This window comes from Marinobacter sp., assembly GCF_041595835.1.
Lineage (GTDB): Bacteria > Pseudomonadota > Gammaproteobacteria > Pseudomonadales > Oleiphilaceae > Marinobacter.
In genome coordinates this window covers 47,067-62,474 of record NZ_JBFHJO010000016.1, presented here as the reverse complement: position 1 = coordinate 62,474, position 15,408 = coordinate 47,067, and the positions used below count along the sequence as shown (strand labels likewise).

Annotated in this window: 12 protein-coding genes and 1 rRNA gene; 7 read left to right on the top strand and 6 right to left on the bottom strand. The window is 50.3% G+C overall.

The genetic code is table 11. From position 1 onward, the window contains the following. A 5S ribosomal RNA gene (rrf, locus tag ABYA77_RS07840) occupies positions 1-85 on the top strand; the annotation flags it as partial. 71 nt (positions 86-156) lie between these two features. On the opposite strand, the gene ABYA77_RS07835 is transcribed toward rrf, so the two are convergent. Together ABYA77_RS07835 and ABYA77_RS07830 are read right to left on the bottom strand one after the other, a co-directional pair. Beyond that, entirely contained in the window at positions 157-864 is a 708-nt protein-coding gene (locus ABYA77_RS07835) for a haloacid dehalogenase type II (RefSeq protein ID WP_372965400.1), read from the bottom strand. A gap of 26 nt (positions 865-890) precedes the next feature. Next, complete coding sequence (locus ABYA77_RS07830; RefSeq protein ID WP_372965399.1) at positions 891-1,514, bottom strand: TetR/AcrR family transcriptional regulator; 624 nt, start codon at positions 1,512-1,514, stop codon at positions 891-893. 117 nt (positions 1,515-1,631) lie between these two features. On the opposite strand from ABYA77_RS07830, the gene ABYA77_RS07825 reads away from it, so the two are divergent. From ABYA77_RS07825 to ABYA77_RS07805, 5 genes are all read left to right on the top strand, one after another. After that, entirely contained in the window at positions 1,632-2,186 is a 555-nt protein-coding gene (locus ABYA77_RS07825; protein ID WP_372965398.1) for a carboxymuconolactone decarboxylase family protein, read from the top strand. Between the two features lie 89 nt (positions 2,187-2,275). Further along, positions 2,276-3,232 carry a metallophosphoesterase gene (locus tag ABYA77_RS07820; protein ID WP_372965397.1) on the top strand — a complete coding sequence of 319 codons (957 nt, stop codon included), beginning with the start codon at positions 2,276-2,278 and terminating at the stop codon, positions 3,230-3,232. Positions 3,233-3,408: 176 nt separating this feature from the next. Beyond that, entirely contained in the window at positions 3,409-4,968 is a 1,560-nt protein-coding gene (locus ABYA77_RS07815; protein WP_372965396.1) for a DUF4139 domain-containing protein, read from the top strand. A 128-nt stretch (positions 4,969-5,096) separates the two neighbouring features. Continuing rightward, positions 5,097-7,064, top strand: a complete 1,968-nt coding sequence (locus ABYA77_RS07810; RefSeq protein WP_372965395.1) for a diguanylate cyclase domain-containing protein — start codon at positions 5,097-5,099, stop codon at positions 7,062-7,064. A gap of 91 nt (positions 7,065-7,155) precedes the next feature. Next, positions 7,156-8,013: a putative RNA methyltransferase gene (locus tag ABYA77_RS07805; protein WP_372965394.1), complete on the top strand. Its 858-nt coding sequence runs from the start codon at positions 7,156-7,158 to the stop codon at positions 8,011-8,013. On the opposite strand, the gene ABYA77_RS07800 is transcribed toward ABYA77_RS07805, so the two are convergent. The 3 genes from ABYA77_RS07800 to ABYA77_RS07790 all read right to left on the bottom strand — a co-directional run bounded on the left by ABYA77_RS07800 (position 8,010) and on the right by ABYA77_RS07790 (position 10,431). Then, a complete protein-coding gene (locus ABYA77_RS07800; RefSeq protein ID WP_372965393.1) occupies positions 8,010-8,702 on the bottom strand; it encodes a pseudouridine synthase in 693 nt (230 codons plus the stop codon). The genes ABYA77_RS07805 and ABYA77_RS07800 overlap by 4 nt on opposite strands. 50 nt (positions 8,703-8,752) lie before the next feature. Continuing rightward, positions 8,753-9,463: a DUF3581 family protein gene (locus ABYA77_RS07795; protein WP_372965392.1), complete on the bottom strand. Its 711-nt coding sequence runs from the start codon at positions 9,461-9,463 to the stop codon at positions 8,753-8,755. A 107-nt stretch (positions 9,464-9,570) separates the two neighbouring features. Beyond that, a complete protein-coding gene (locus ABYA77_RS07790; protein WP_372965391.1) occupies positions 9,571-10,431 on the bottom strand; it encodes a PA4780 family RIO1-like protein kinase in 861 nt (286 codons plus the stop codon). Positions 10,432-10,602: 171 nt separating this feature from the next. On the opposite strand from ABYA77_RS07790, the gene ABYA77_RS07785 reads away from it, so the two are divergent. Then, positions 10,603-11,874: a diguanylate cyclase domain-containing protein gene (locus ABYA77_RS07785; RefSeq protein ID WP_372965390.1), complete on the top strand. Its 1,272-nt coding sequence runs from the start codon at positions 10,603-10,605 to the stop codon at positions 11,872-11,874. A 5-nt stretch (positions 11,875-11,879) separates the two neighbouring features. On the opposite strand, the gene ABYA77_RS07780 is transcribed toward ABYA77_RS07785, so the two are convergent. Continuing rightward, positions 11,880-15,368, bottom strand: a complete 3,489-nt coding sequence (locus tag ABYA77_RS07780) for an EAL domain-containing protein (protein WP_372965389.1) — start codon at positions 15,366-15,368, stop codon at positions 11,880-11,882. Between the last annotated feature and the right edge of the window lie 40 nt (positions 15,369-15,408).

Below are 15,408 nucleotides of genomic sequence, written 5' to 3'. Positions count from 1 at the left end.
GATCCCATCTCGAACTCAGAAGTGAAACAAGCCTGCGCCGATGGTAGTGTGGCATTGCCCATGTGAGAGTAGGTCATCGTCAGACTCTTAATACTGAAAACCCCCGATAGCTTCGCTGTCGGGGGTTTTTTCATTTATGGCGCGATATTTCGTTTGTTACCGCTCGCTGGTAGAGGATGCTGCCCGAATAATCTGCTCAGCTAATTCAGTCAGTTCTGACGCAATGATGTCCGGGTGTGGCACTCCTGATGCGGGTAACAGAGCGTTGTTGGGGCGTGTGAGAAACGCGCCCCGGCAGCCTGCAGCTTGTGCGCCAATGGTGTCCCATAGATGGCAGGCAACCAGGCACAGATCAGATGTTTTCACGGATAATTCCCGGGCGACCCACTGATAGGTATCCGGTGCAGGCTTGAACTTTTTCGTAGCCTCAACACTAAACGTTCGCTCGAAAAAGTGGTCTAAACCTGCTTTTTCAAGCGGAGTAGGGAAGATTGTGCTGGCCGAATTGGTTAGCGTCACCAGTCGAAAACCTGCATTGCGTAGTTGGCTGAGGGCAGGTGTTGTATCAGGATGAGCGGGCATCGTACTCATTCGCTCCTTCAGCTCTTCGATGTCTTTATCTGTTAAGGTTGCCTGATGAATGGCTGCGATCATTTTTAATGCGCCTACTCCAAGCTCACCAAAGGATGTATAGAGTCCAGATAAAGTCATGGTCTGGGAATAAAGAATCAACTGAGCGAACCACTCTCTAAGAACGTTCCGGTCATCGAAAATACGGGCAAACAAAGGTTCGAGGCTGGTGATATCCAGGAGTGTTTCATTGACATCGAATACGATGATTGATGGAAAATTCTCCATGGACATAAGGGGGGCTCTGACGCACTTGTTTTTCATGTCAGGTTGTTCTCATTCGTTGGTATTCGATAGGCCTCAAGTATGTGCGCCATATCATCACCCAGCGCGACCAGATCTGTTTCTGAGAGGTTCCGCTCAGCAATAGAACGTAATCCCATAATCTGGCTCTGGAGCAAACGAGCCAGGCGACTGCAATCTGTTGTGTCTTTCAGTTCGCCCCTTTGTTTGGCTTCACCCAGCAATTCTGAGAAAGATTTCTCTATGGCTCCGAGAATTTCCCTGGCTTGCTGGGAGTGCTCCGGGTGTGTGTGACTGGCCTCCAGTAGTGTTTTAACAATAAGGCAGGCTCGGGAGGACGCTTCACCTGTGTTGGCACAGCCACTCGCGATTTTCCGGAGGTAATCCTTGAGCCCGTCGAGAATGGAATCGTAGCCCTTCATATGCTTTGCTAACTCTGCACCGCTCGCCTCCGCATATCGGGCCAGAGCTTCAGAATACAGCCCATCCTTGCTTCCGAACGTTGCATAGATGCTGCCGGGGCGCATGTCCAGAGCATGCTCAAGCTGCTTCACGGAGCTGCCGTGATACCCTCTTTTCCAGAATAGGCCAATGGCTTGGCCTAGAGCGGTTTCCCGATCAAAACTAGGGCTTCTCGCCATGAAAATCACCATAAATTACGAATTTGAATAGTTGCTCAATTATAACTTGAGCGATCGCTCATTAACAGTTACTGTGTCGATGATGTTGAATGATCACTCAAGATATTGGAGATTACGATGCGAGTATTTAGAAGTCACGATATGGATAGTGCGCCAGAAGAAGCAAAGCCCTTTTTGCAACATTCCCAGAAGAGTATGGGGAGAATTCCTGGGCTTCACGGCGTGATGGCAGAGTCACCCCAGCTGCTTGAGGCATACCAGAAACTGCACCAGCTTGTCTTGGCAAGTAGTTTTGATGACGATGAGACAACAGTGCTTTGGCAGACCATCAACGTCGAGAATGCATGCCACTACTGTGTCCCTGCTCACACTGGCATAGCCAAAATGATGAAGGTGTCTGATGACATCACGAATGCTTTGCGGGATGAAACGCCACTACCCAGTGAGCGGCTTGAAGCACTGCGTACCTTCACACTGGCGGTTATGAAAAAGCATGGTAATGTGAGTCAGGATGATCTGGATACGTTCTTTGCGGCAGGTTATACGAACCGGCAAGTGCTGGAGGTGATTTTGGGGCTGTCACAGAAGGTCATTAGCAACTACGTTAATCATATGGCAGAAACTCCGGTAGATGAAGTGTTCAGAAAATATGCCTGGAGCAAAAGTAAGTAAGAGACTGACTCGGGTCGTGAGTGAGGTTCTGAAACTGGCGATCCATTTGAAGTTTGTCGCAGGTGAACGGGGTGTAAGAGGTGTGAGGCATGACTGACTCCCTGGGCCGAAGTTGCCCATTAGCGTATCGTTATAATCCTGCTGCGCTTTGTCAGCACCCCTCTCCGATAACGGAGGATGTGCTTTATATTGTTGGCGGCCTTTACGGTAATCCTTACGCCCTTGATCAAATTGAACAAATGGCGCTTGTGGAAGAACGGAGGGGTTACAGTGTAAAGCTGATTTTTAACGGCGATTTCAATTGGTTTAACGCCAGTGACAGTCTGTACCGGGGTATCAATAGCCGGGTACTTGGCCACACTGCCAGCCTTGGTAATGTGGAGTACGAACTCGCTGAATCCAGCGACGGGGCCGGGTGCGGTTGTGCATATCCGGACTTTGTTGATCAGGAAACGGTAGATCGCTCCAATAGCATGATGAAACGGCTCCAGGCGATAGCTGACAGGCACCCGGACATTCAGGACCATCTGTCATCTCTACCAAAGTATCGGTGTTTGATGTATGGGGAGCTAAAGATTCTCGTTCTGCATGGTGATCCTGAATCCCTTGCCGGTTGGGGGCTGGCCCGTGAATCATTTGCCACAGGGAACCCGTTGATTGTGCGTGAGTGGCTGCGTAACACCGGCGCTGATGTGATCGTTTGTACCCATACTTGCCAACCGCTGCTCTGGGCAGCGGAGGTGGATGGCCAGGCTCGTACGGTGATAAATAATGGTTCTGCCGGCATGGGTAATTTACAGGGGAATCCTCATGGTCTGATGACCCGTATTGCTTATAGCCCTTCGGGTATCAAGCCAATTGCCAGTGTTGATAATCGTAACGTTCACATTTCACTGCTACCCGTTGTTTTTGATATTGAAGCCTGGGTATCTCTTTTTGATCAGTTATGGCCAGCGGGTTCCGATGCTGCTGTATCGTACCGTCATCGAATTACTGCGGGCGCTTCCCTGACACCTGAACAGGTGTTTTTGCCTGCGGGCAGATGAATATGTTGCTGTGTAATAATCAGCCCTACTGTCACAGATAACGCAGCGTTCCTCGTTCTGCTATCCTTCATCTTCGTATACTGGTTTTCAATACACTCGCTCCGCTTGCTTAAGTGCCTCAATGCTGCTTGCTATGCCTTCGTATGAATACCGCAGTTAATTAAAGGACTCTCACCATGAAAAATCTCAGCCTGCTTGCGATGACTGTTTCAGCTATACCGTTGATGGCTTCGGCAGAGGTCACAACAGCAGTTCTATATCCTTCCCATGCGGAGTTGACCTGGGAAGAAACTCAGCAGGTGAGTGCTGGTACGGGAATGGTTGAAATTGAAGGTCTGCCTGTCAGTCTTCAGGATCAGAGTTTGCAGGTACTACTTGAGGGTGTCGAGGGAGTACAGGTTAACCAGGTTCAGGTCAGTCGGGTAGAGCAGGAAGAGTATGTAGCGGGAGAAACCCAACGTATTCGAGATGAGTTATCTGAAGTTGCTTTGCGAATTCAGGAGCAGGAGGATTTGATCCGGGCCTGGAATCAGCAGGTAACGCTGATGAGCAAGGCTGCAGAGTCGCCTCATGAGCTGCCCGCAGAAGAACTCACGGATCTGGCTTCTGCTCTGAAGAACACCACGCAGGCTGCGCTCGCTGAGATAAGGGCGATTCGTGTAAAAATGACGAACGATATCGCCTTGAGAGATCGTTTAAACCGGGAGCTTTCTCAAATTAAGCAGGGAGCCAAGGCAACCAAGACGGTCTTGGTGCATTACCGGGCGCCGAAGACAGGGCAGCTGGAGATAAAGCTACAGTTTCAGACTCCGGAAGCTAGCTGGCGTAGTGAATACAGTGCTCGCCTGAACACGGCACTCCAAGGTGGATCAGGGGGCGAAGTTACGCTTCAGCATCTGGCTGTGGTGCAGCAGTCAACCGGGTCCGACTGGGAGGGTGTGGAGTTGCGGCTTGCCACTGCGAACGCTCGTCGGGGAACATCTATGCCTGCCATCAATTCCTGGGTTGTCAGCCCGGAGCAGCCTGAGCTCTATCGTTCAAAGATGTTGGCCACGATGGCTGATTCGCAGGTGGAGTCACTGATGGGAAATGCTGCCGTCGTTGAGCAACAGAGCACCTTCACGCAAAACTATCGTTTGTCTCAGCCAGTTGAAATCCCAACAGGTATATCGGGGCAGCGGCTGATAATTGCTGAACACCGGGTGCCAGTGCAGGTTGCTACCTGGACAGCTCCTGTGATGGATGCAACCGGATACCTTTATGCAACGGGCACGTTTCAGGCTGAAGTTCCGATACCTGCCGGGCGCGTAACACTGTACCGGGATGGCCAAAGCGTGGGTGAAACGTATTTTCAGGAATTGGCCCGTGGTGAAGAGTTCTCCCTGGGATTTGGAGTAGATGAAGGTATTCGGGTTTCGGTGGTGAACGAGCTTGAACGCACAGGCGAAGAGGGCGTATGGAAGAGTGAGAACGTCCAGCGCCGCCAAAATCGGTTTGAGATTAGCAACCACCATAATAAATCCGTACAGGTCCGGATTTTTGACCGTATACCGGTATCGCAAACGGATGTACTGACGGTTAAAGCGTTGGAAATCAGTGAACCGGTCCAGCGGGATGTTGATCAGAAGAAGGGCGTCCTGGCCTGGGATCGCTTAGTGCCTGCCGGCCAAACTATTAATGTGAAATCTGGCTTTGAAGTCCGGGTTCCGGAAGGGACACAGCTTCCAAGACTGTAGGGGGTAGGAGGAGTCTGCTGCATTCACGCAAAAGGTCATCACCTGCGAGACACTGGGGGCATGGACAACCGGCCTCCATGCTTCATACTATTCAGGGTAATCTGAACTTAAACATTATTTGGTAGCGCATGTCTGGTAAACGTTGTAATAAAGAGGGCTTCATTAAACGCGCCCTGGTAACCAGTTTTTTTTTCATCATCATATTCACGGTTATCGTGTATGGCGCTTTGCAGTATCAGGCGGCCCGGCAGGTTTCGGACTTAAAAGTTTCAGAGCAGGCTAAGGTAAAGCTGACCTCCGGGCTACTGGAACAGATTTTTGGCTACACGATTAATGATTTGTTTACGATCGCTAATCACCCTTCCACTGAGCGATTTAACCGTGAACGAGCAAAAGCTGATGAAGAACTATTACAAAAGATTTTCAGGGCTCAGCTTGAGCATAAGCCAGCGTATAACCAACTTCGATTTCTTGATAGTGAAGGTTATGAATTAATCCGGCTTGATAATTTGTTCGGGCGCACCCTCACGAAAAGTGATGGGGCCTTGCAGTTTAAAGGTAATCGCTATTATTTCGTTGAAACCCTGGCTCTTTCTGAAGGAGAAGTCTACGTATCCCCACTGGACCTCAATGTTGAGAATGGAAAAATCGATATTCCTTACCTGCCGGTGATTCGCTTCGGTGTTCGTGTTTCTGATGAGGAGACTGGTAACCAAGGCGTATTGATCCTGAACATGAAGGGTGAAAGCCTTCTGGAAACGTTCTCCTCAAGTATGGGCACTACCTATCCAGCTTTTTTGCTTAACGATGAGGGGGGCGTTCTTTTTGGCCCGAATAAGAATGATGAATGGGGCTTTGTATTCAACTTGCCGTCTGCTTTCGAGTCCTCTTATCCCGTGGCTTTAAAAAAGATTCTCGACAACGATAGTGGGGTTGTTGAAACGCCTGACGGCCTCTTCATCTTTGAGGCAGTTCACCCGTTAAAGCCATTCAATACGGATTCAAGGGCAGAGCAATACGCTTGGAAAGCGATTTCCTTCGTGCCCAGCAAAGCGTTGCCGTCTTCGAAGCTTTTTAATCATCCCTGGGTCCTCACCTTTTATGTTTCTGGCGTCTTTTTGATTGTTATTGTCTCTTTTTATCTGCAGTTTTTGCTGTTTAAACGCCGTGAGTTGAGACGGGAAAATGAGCATAAATCCAAACGGTTCTGGGAAATATCCAGTGCACTTGGAATCGGCCTGATCGTGATGGATAGTGATGGTCTCATTACTTACATGAACCCAGAAGCTGAACGCATTCTGGGTTGGGACTTCAATGAACTGGTCGCTAAAAAAGGGCACCAGATATTTCATGTTCATGACGGGGATGAATCCACCTGCTCTATCCTCAATGTGATGGGCTCACAGCAGCATTATCGCAGCAAAGATGAGGAGTTTCGTCGTAAGGATAATGTCATCATTCCTGTGATTCTGGATGCGGCTCCACTTACCAGGGATACAGGGGAGGAGGGGGTAGTCATCTCCTTCCTGGATTTTTCTGAAATCAAAACGTATCAGGAAAAGATTCAGGCGCTTGCTTATCAGGATATCCTGACGGCTTTGCCGAACCGCCGGGCTCTTGATGAACGCCTGCAGGTAGCCATCGAACTTTCAGAACGTCATGGGCGATATTTCGGGCTCATGTTTCTGGATCTTGATCAGTTCAAGGCTGTGAATGATACCTATGGTCATGATGCCGGCGACATCCTGTTGAAGGAAGTTTCGACGAGACTGAAGCATATCGTGCGAAAAAGCGATACGGTCGCACGTATGGGGGGCGATGAGTTCATTGTGTTATTGCCTGAGATTTCATCCGTGGAAAACCCCAAAGCCATTGCTGAAAAAATAATTCAGTCCCTTGCTGAGCCGATTATATTACCCCAGGGCGAAGCCCGTGTAGGTGTGAGTATCGGTATTGTTGTTGCCTGTGGAGCAGGCCTTAGCGGTGAAGAACTGATACAGAGTGCAGATGAAGCCATGTATGAGGCCAAGCGCAGGGGGAGGAATCAGTTTTTTATCAGAGATACGGCTTTGCCCGCAGAGCATGCCAGCGGATAACGTTGATCATTTATTCAGACGCATTGGCTCGCTAGCGTATGAACGTGTTCGCCATGCTGGTGATTGCTGCCCAGACCATCAGGAACTCTCTATGACTGTTGTACCATTCGAAGCTTTAGCATGTCCGCTGGACGCGATTCCCCTTGTACGAGAGGGGAGACTATGGCGGTGTGCAACGGGCCATAGCTTTGATATTGCCAGGCAAGGGTATGTTCATTTACTGCCGGTGCAAAACAAACGCTCACGGGATCCTGGTGACAGTAAGTTGATGGTGACCGCACGCCAGCGTTTTCTTGAAGCCGGATTTTATCAACCGATTGCCGATGCGGTTATCCAGACGGCCCTGGACGGTGTAGCCAGTGGCGCTACAGTAAGTTGTCTGGATGCCGGTTGTGGTGAGGGCTATTATCTGCGCCAACTGGCCTCCGCTGCTGGCGAGCACACTTTGTCTTTGCTTGGTTTAGATATTTCTAAGTGGGCAGTTTTGGCGGCAGCTCGTCAGGATGACCGGCCGAATTGGGTTGTGGGTAGTAATGCAAATTTACCGGTGCTTCCAGCTTCTCTTGATCGAATATTGTGTTTGTTCGGTTTTCCTGTGTATCCGGAGTTTGCTCGCGTACTAAAACCAGGCGGAAAGTTAATACAGGTGGATGCGGGCCAGGACCATCTTCGGGAACTGCGAGAAATTATTTACCCTGAAGTCAGAGCAGAATCTAAAAAAGTAGCAGAGGCCCCGGAAGGGTTTCGTCGAATCAGGACAGAAGATGTAAGGTTTTCACTGCATCTTGCGGGTTCGGAACCGATTACGGATCTTCTCGCGATGACGCCCCACCTTTACCGGGCCAGTCATGAAGGCCGGGAGCGGGCTTCAGTTCTTGAGTCCTTATCGCTCACGGTTGATGTCTGCCTGCATACCTTTGAGCGCAATGGCACTGATGACAGAGCTTAAACCGAATCGACTTCCGCGGCTGTTAGTGTGCGATATTGCCCGGGCATCAGCTCAGGGTCCAGTTGAATGCTTCCCATGCTCTCCCGGTGTAATGATGTGATGCGGTTGCCGACTGCACGAAACATCCGCTTTACCTGGTGGTATCGGCCCTCGTAGATGGTGACACGGGCCTGGCATTCGCTGAGTTCTTCAATATGGGCAGGGGAGGTTCTCAGCTGTTCATACTCGAACCAGATACCATCCTTAAAACGTTGATGTGCCTCAGCGGAAATGGGTGATTCGGTAGTGACTTTATACACTTTTGGTTTTTTTATGCGTGGCTCTGTTAGTCGGCGAGACCAATTACCATCGTTGGTCAATATCAGGAGGCCGGTGCTGGCACGATCCAGCCGACCCGCGATATGTAATGCAGTACGCAGGTTCATATCGATGAGTTCGACTGCCGTGGGGTGGGCGTCATCTACCGTAGCACTTAGATAGCCAGCAGGTTTATTCAGCATTAGATAATGGGCAGGGCACGCCGTTCGGATGGTTTCTTCGTCTATAGCCACTGTGCAGAACTGGCTGACTTCGTGCCGAGGCTCCCTGCAAATCCTTCCATTGACCTTAACGTGTCCCGTGGCGATCAGTGCGTTTGCGCGCTGACGGCTGATGCCATTCTGGTTACTGATGATCCGGGACAACTTCATCGGTGAGTTAGCCTGCTTAAATACCTGAATGGCTTTGGTCAGGGGTGCAATTAGGCACCGGTGCCTTTGGCTTTAAGTCGATAAAATTCTTCAGTTACCGCTGCTATAGCTTTCGGACAATACTCCCGTAAACCACCCAGCATGATTCGTTTGGATACATCACCTACGGGTTTCCCGCCTGACATCAGGTGGTAATCAAGGGTGACGTTGCCACGCTTTCCGACAGCTTCGAGATCGGTTTTGTTCAGCTCAAGCTCCGGGCTTGGAGTCTCCAGCTGGCTGAGCGACAGGCTCATGCTCTGGTACATGACCATTGGGCGATCCGGGTTAAACATTACGCCATGGGATTCCATAAGTGGTATGAGGGTGTGGGGGAAGTTTTTTCCCGAGGTAGAAACATAGCAACGGATAAACTCCTCAACGATTGTCTTATCAAAGGTACGATCGCCGCTGCGGTTTACTTCCAGGTAAACTTTACCCGCTTCGTCACAGACCTCGATGGTGCCGTCGTCACTTTCACGAAACTCCAGTGGCACCTCTGCACCGAGCAGGTTAAGGAACTTGAAGGTCATGTTACTGGATAAGCCAAATCGTGATAACACGATGGCAAAAAGAAGATCCCCGGGGACACAGAACCGACGGGCATCCGGGTCGTGAATCGGGTTAAAATCGCCGGCCACTTCCTTGGCAAAAAGGCTGGCCTGCGGAGCTGTAATGAAAATGTGCTTGTCCCGCACGGAGTAAAAACGGTCTAAAAACATAATATTCCTATCCTGATCGCAGAGGTTCCCCTGCGAGTTGGGAACCAACCAGTCCCCGTTTATGTTACAGGTAATTCTACGTTTGAATCGGGTATTTGCCGTTATAGCTATTCGTCATCTGCTTCAGCATCGCGCAGGCGGTCCTGACGCTCTCGCTCTTCTTCCTTCGCGGCTTCAATGACTTCCATTAGCTCGTCGACATCAGCACTTTCGGTATCGTGCTCAAAGCATCCAGTCAACTGGCTGTCGGGGTGCAGGTCACCTGATTCATACAAAGCCCAGATTTCTTTGCCGTAGTCTGTGTTCAGAAGTTCCGGAGCGAAGCGGCCGAAGTAGCGCCTCATGTTGTCTACATCTCGCTCCAGCATTCGTTCCGCGCTATTGTTTCCGGATGCATTAACAGCCTGGGGCAGGTCAATAATGACCGGTCCGCTCGGATCTAGCAGTACGTTGAACTCAGAAAGGTCTCCGTGGATCAAACCAGCACTAAGCATACGAACCACATCTGAAATGACCTTGCTATGGTAAACTCTTGCCTGCTCTGGTGTTAGTACCACATCGTCTAACCTTGGGGCAGCTTTGCCGTCTTCATCGGCAATCATTTCCATAAGCAGCACACCGTCGACAAAACCAAAAGGTTCCGGTACGCGCACGCCAGCTTCCGCCAGGCGGTACAGAGCATCAACTTCTGCGTTCAGCCAGGCATCTTCCTGTTCCTTCTGGCCGTAACGGGTTTTTTTACCCATGGCCCTTGCACGGCGCGTATTGCGTACCTTCCGGCCTTCCTGGTACTGCACGGCTTGTTTAAAGCTGCGCTTCTGGGCTTCTTTATACACTTTTGCACAGCGTACACTGTCGCCACACCGTACAACGAACACCTGAGCTTCTTTTCCGCTCATTAACTGGTACAACACTTCGTTCACCATGCCGTCATCGACAAGGGGCTGTAATCGCTTTGGTATTTTCATAAAACTTTGGGCTGCCTGATTATGTCTGGCCGGTTGATTATATTGGCCGGCATGTCTAAACGTATACTACCTCATATTGATGCTGTTACTCTGATGGTTGAGATAGACAATTAATTTCGATCAGGTTACCTATGTTGGGATCTGGTACAGACCTGAGGTAAACCTTAGCCGATGAAGTCAATTATTCCACTTGAGAGTTTTGTGGATTTGCTGCTGGATGCTCTATGCGTGGTCGACCGAGAGGGCATTATCCGATACGTGAGCTCTGCCAGTGAGAGGGTTTTTGGTTACCGGCCAAAAGAGATGGTTGGCAGACCTATTCTTGATTTTGTTCATCCGGATGATCAACAGAAAACGGCAGATACGGTGGTAGAAATTCTGCGCGGTGATCAGAAGCTGAACTTTGAGAACCGGTATATTCGCAAAGATGGATCCATAGCCCATATCATGTGGTCTGCCCGCTGGTCGGAAGATAAGAAGGTGCGTGTGGCTCTTGCGCGTGACGTCACAGAGCGCAAACACGCCGAAGCCCGGCAGGAAGCTATTTATGCGATTTCGGAGGCGGCACACAGAGCAGAAAGTTTGTCGGCATTGTTTGAGCGTATACACAAGATCGTTGACGATCTGTTGATAGCTCCGGCTTTTACAGTGGCTCTGAAGGCCGTGGAAAGTGACACACTGAATGTTCTGTATAACGCGGATAGAATTGAAGCGGGTATGTCACGAACTGATTATGATGCCGGATCGTTGTGCGCGCAGGTAGTGCAGGCGTCCGGAGCTGTGGCGGTAGGTCATGATTGCTTAGGTGTTCCGCTGGTGTCTTCTGAGGGGGTATTCGGGGCTATTTTGTTGCAGCGGCCTGCGGAAAGCATAAGTTTTTCCGACAAGGATCGAGGCGTACTTGAGTTTGTGGGGGAGCAGATTGCAGCGGCCATTGAGCGAAAAAAAATGCATTCCCAACTTGAGTACATGGCTAGTTACGATCAATTGACCGGGCTACCTAACCGGCATCTGGTTCTGGATCGAATGCAGAATGCTTTAACGAGGGTGGCCAGAGAGCAGGGCGTTTTGGCGGTTCTTTATCTTGATGTTGATAATTTCAAGGAAGTAAACGATACCTACGGCCATGGAGTAGGTGATGAGGTTCTGTCTTTTATCGCCACACGTTTATCGGACTCTGTCAGGGCCTCTGACACCGTCGGACGGTTGGGAGGGGATGAGTTTGTTGTGTTGCTCGATACCATTAAGCATCCCTCTGATGCAGTCCTGATTGCCGAAAAAATCTTCTCGTCTCTCAGCAAACCCTATGAGTTATCGGTAGCGACCCTTAACCTCTTTCCCAGTATTGGTGTTGCGTTTTACCCGGATCACGGTGAGGATCTTGAAACGTTACTCAGTTATGCTGACAGCGCGATGTACCTGGAGAAAAAGAGCAAAGCCTGAATTTGCTACTCCATGCTCTCCATAATTACCTGCATTCTCTCGGAAAGTTGGTTGCTAAGTTGTATCAACGTCTTCATTAATTCCGGAACCAGCTCCCTTTGGTCCTTTTTGTTTAATTCGTCGATGTCTGTTGCGCACTCATGAATCTGGGTATGGAGCGTACGTATGGAGGTGAGTTCGGACATGTCTGCCGGCTGGGCGTCTAGCCAGATTCCAAAGCGACAGTTGTGTGGGTTCATGTCTAAAGGCTGCCTGTTGCCTTGTAAATAATTACGGAAATGCTCTACCCACGCCCGGTGATCCACGCAAGCGTACAGGGCTGGCAACGCTTTGCGAGGTACGGGTTTTACGTTAGCCCAGCTGGAGGGGGCCCGCCATTGTTTACACCATGGTGCCAGGGCATCCTCACACATTGGTTTTGCGATGCCATAGCCTTGACCAAGCCCGCAGCCAATTCTCAGCAACATTTCCGCATGCTGATGTGTTTCAACACCTTCCGCGATCAACTCCCGCTTCAAGGCGTCGGCTAAGCGAATGATCCCGTCGAGAATCGTCAGATCGGCGGGATCCCGCAGTATCCCACTCACAAAACTCTGATCAATTTTTACGACTTCTGCTGGTAGCCGTTTGAAGTAGGTGAGTGATGAGTATCCGGTACCGAAATCATCAATGGCAATGCTGACACCGAGCGCCCGACATTCATTCAGAACATTGCTTACTTTCACCAGGTCTCCTAAAGCGGCGGTTTCAAGAATCTCCAATTGCAGCATGGACGGTGCGAGGTCTGGCCATGCCGATAATAAATTCTTCAAGCGCGCTACAAAGCCAGGATCTCGTAATTCTGTAGCACTAATGTTGACGCTGACAGGGATGCGTAAGCCTTGCTTTTGCCATTTGCTCATAGCACGTAAGGCAGTGTCTATGACCCAGAAACCAACTTCCAGCATCACTGGCGTATTTTCGATCAGGCTTATGAAGGCACCCGGTGCCAATAATCCCCGTTCAGGGTGTTGCCAGCGTATAAGTGCTTCCGCACCGATTATTTCACTGGTACGCATGTTCACTTTGGGCTGGTAATACAGGCAAAGTTCGTCGTTATGCAGAGCATGTCGGATGCGCTCGATGGTTTCGTGCTGACTCCGAATCGTTCTGTCCTGCTCGGCATCGAAAAGATGGAAGCGGTTTTTGCCTGCCACTTTGGCCAGATACATTGCCTGGTCTGCCTGGCGTAATAGTTGATCGCTGACGGTTATGTCCTGTTGAGGATAAAAGGTAACCCCCAGGCTGGCGCTTACCTGGGCAAGATTGTTATTCAGCAGCACGGGTTGGGAGGCCGCGCTCAATAGTTTTTTCAGGGATTGCTCGTAATTGCCGTCAGGTGACATGTCTATCAAAATCGCGACGAATTCATCGCCGCCTAAACGGGCTAATGTATCTTCTTTGCGAATGGACCTTTTCATACGCTGAGCAACAGTGACCAGAACGTGGTCTCCGGCATCGTGGCCATATGTGTCGTTTACAGCTTTAAAACCATCCAGGTCGAGGTACACGACGGCGAGCGTATTTTTTCGCCGCTCAACCATTGCCATAGCTTGTTCCAGACGGTCTGATAGCAGTGATCTGTTGGGTAGCCCGGTGAGAGGGTCATAATGCGCAAGGCGTTCGATTTCCCGTGCTTGTTCTTTTGCCTGGGTAACATCGGTGGTGATGCCAATCAGCCCTACAATTTTGTTGCTGTTTTCATCTTCGTACATGGGGGTCTTGATCTGTAGAAAGGTACCCGGTTTTCCTTGGATGGTTAGCTCCAGTTCCTCGGTTATCCGTTCTCCACAGAGTACGCGGGCATCCGCTTTTTCGATACGATCAAGGCTCGCCTGATCAAAAGCCTGTTCGCCACGGGTGCCAATCAAATCATCCAGAGATACGCCCATTTTTAACAATGCCGTCTGATTGGCGTAGGTGTACTTCAGGTTACTGTCTTTCATGTAGACAAATGTTGTCATCCGGTTCAGGGCATCCCGGAACCGTGAAGACTCTATTAGTGCCTGCTTTAAGCGTAATTCTGTTTTTTTCCGCTCAGTGATGCGGGCCATTGATCCATACCAGATAATGGACCCGTCTTTCTGGGCCTGGGGGATTGCATTGCCAATAACCCAGTGTAGTCGGCCGTCGGAGTGGATGACCCTGTATTCCTCTTGCCATACCGACAGTGTCTGAGCGGATTCCATAATACTTACCCGAATCCGTTCTGAATCCTCAGGGTGTAGAAGTTTTAACGCGGGAGCGCTGCTCTGCTGGACATCTTCAGGGTAAAGCCCGAAAACATCACGAATCCCCTGGCTGGCATAGGGGAAGCATGACCTGCCATCAGGATACAGTTTGAAGGAATACATTAACCCTGGAACCCGACTGGCGACGGTGTCAAAGCGGGTCGATAGCTCGCGAAGGTCCCGGGTAAGGCGTTTGGCGATTTTTTGGGCTTTTTCCTGAGTCCGGGTAAGGGTCAGATAGAGAGACAGAATCAAAATACCCACCAGCAAGAGGCCGGCCCCAACTAACCAGGCGATAAGCAATGACGGCCCGGAGGCTGAGTCTCTCGGGACAAATTCCAGCACCCATTTATGGCCGTTAAAGTCTAGCTCACGTCGTAGGCCTTGTGTGGAAGAGGTTTCAGGTAAGTCCGTGAAGAGCAGGTTGTCGGGAGCCACATGGTCGTCATAGACATACACGCCGATTGCCCTGCGTATGCCTGAATCACGCCCCCAGCCTTCGATAATGCCATCGAGGAGATCATTCATCCGAAATGGACTGTAAACCCACCCTAAAAGGTTGGCTCGCCGCAATTCTGGGGTCTGTAACGAGGCTCCATGCCGATAGACAGGTACATACATTAACGTTCCCGGCTGAGGGTCTATCTCTGTTTCCTGTACCAGGGTTACTTTTCCGGTGAGAGCTGCGAGGCCGGTATCACGGGCTTGTATCATGGCGGCGCGCCGGACCGGCTCGGAAAACATGTCGTAGCCGTGAGCACGCTGATTACGTGCATCGAAAGGCTCCAGAAATACAATGGCGCTATAAACGTCACGTTTACCTTCAGGAGTTACTGAGTAATTGTCAAAGCCTTCGCTGCGCATGAGGTTTTCGTGGCTGATGAGTTCATCAGGCCTGAGAACCGAGCTGAAACCAATACCCTGGACATTTTTCAGGTCGCCGGACGCGCGCAGGGTATCAACAAATTGTTTCCAGTCTTCCCGGGTAACTTCGTTGGTGGCTGCAAAGACGCCGGTGCCGGCTGTCAGAACTAATCGAAAGGAGCGAAGCCGTTCATGGAGTTTCAATGTTAATTGAGTCGCGGCAAATTCCTGCTGTTCATGATCCCGTTGGACTAAAAAATCCCGCATCCAGATGTAAGCCTGGGCTGAAGTTGCCAAAGTAATGAGCAGAATCAGCCAGGCGGTCAGTGGCATTCTGGCAATAAAGCGTCTGAAAACCATTTAGGGTCCTAGGGAGTGAGTTTGCCCGGTATTCTGAAAC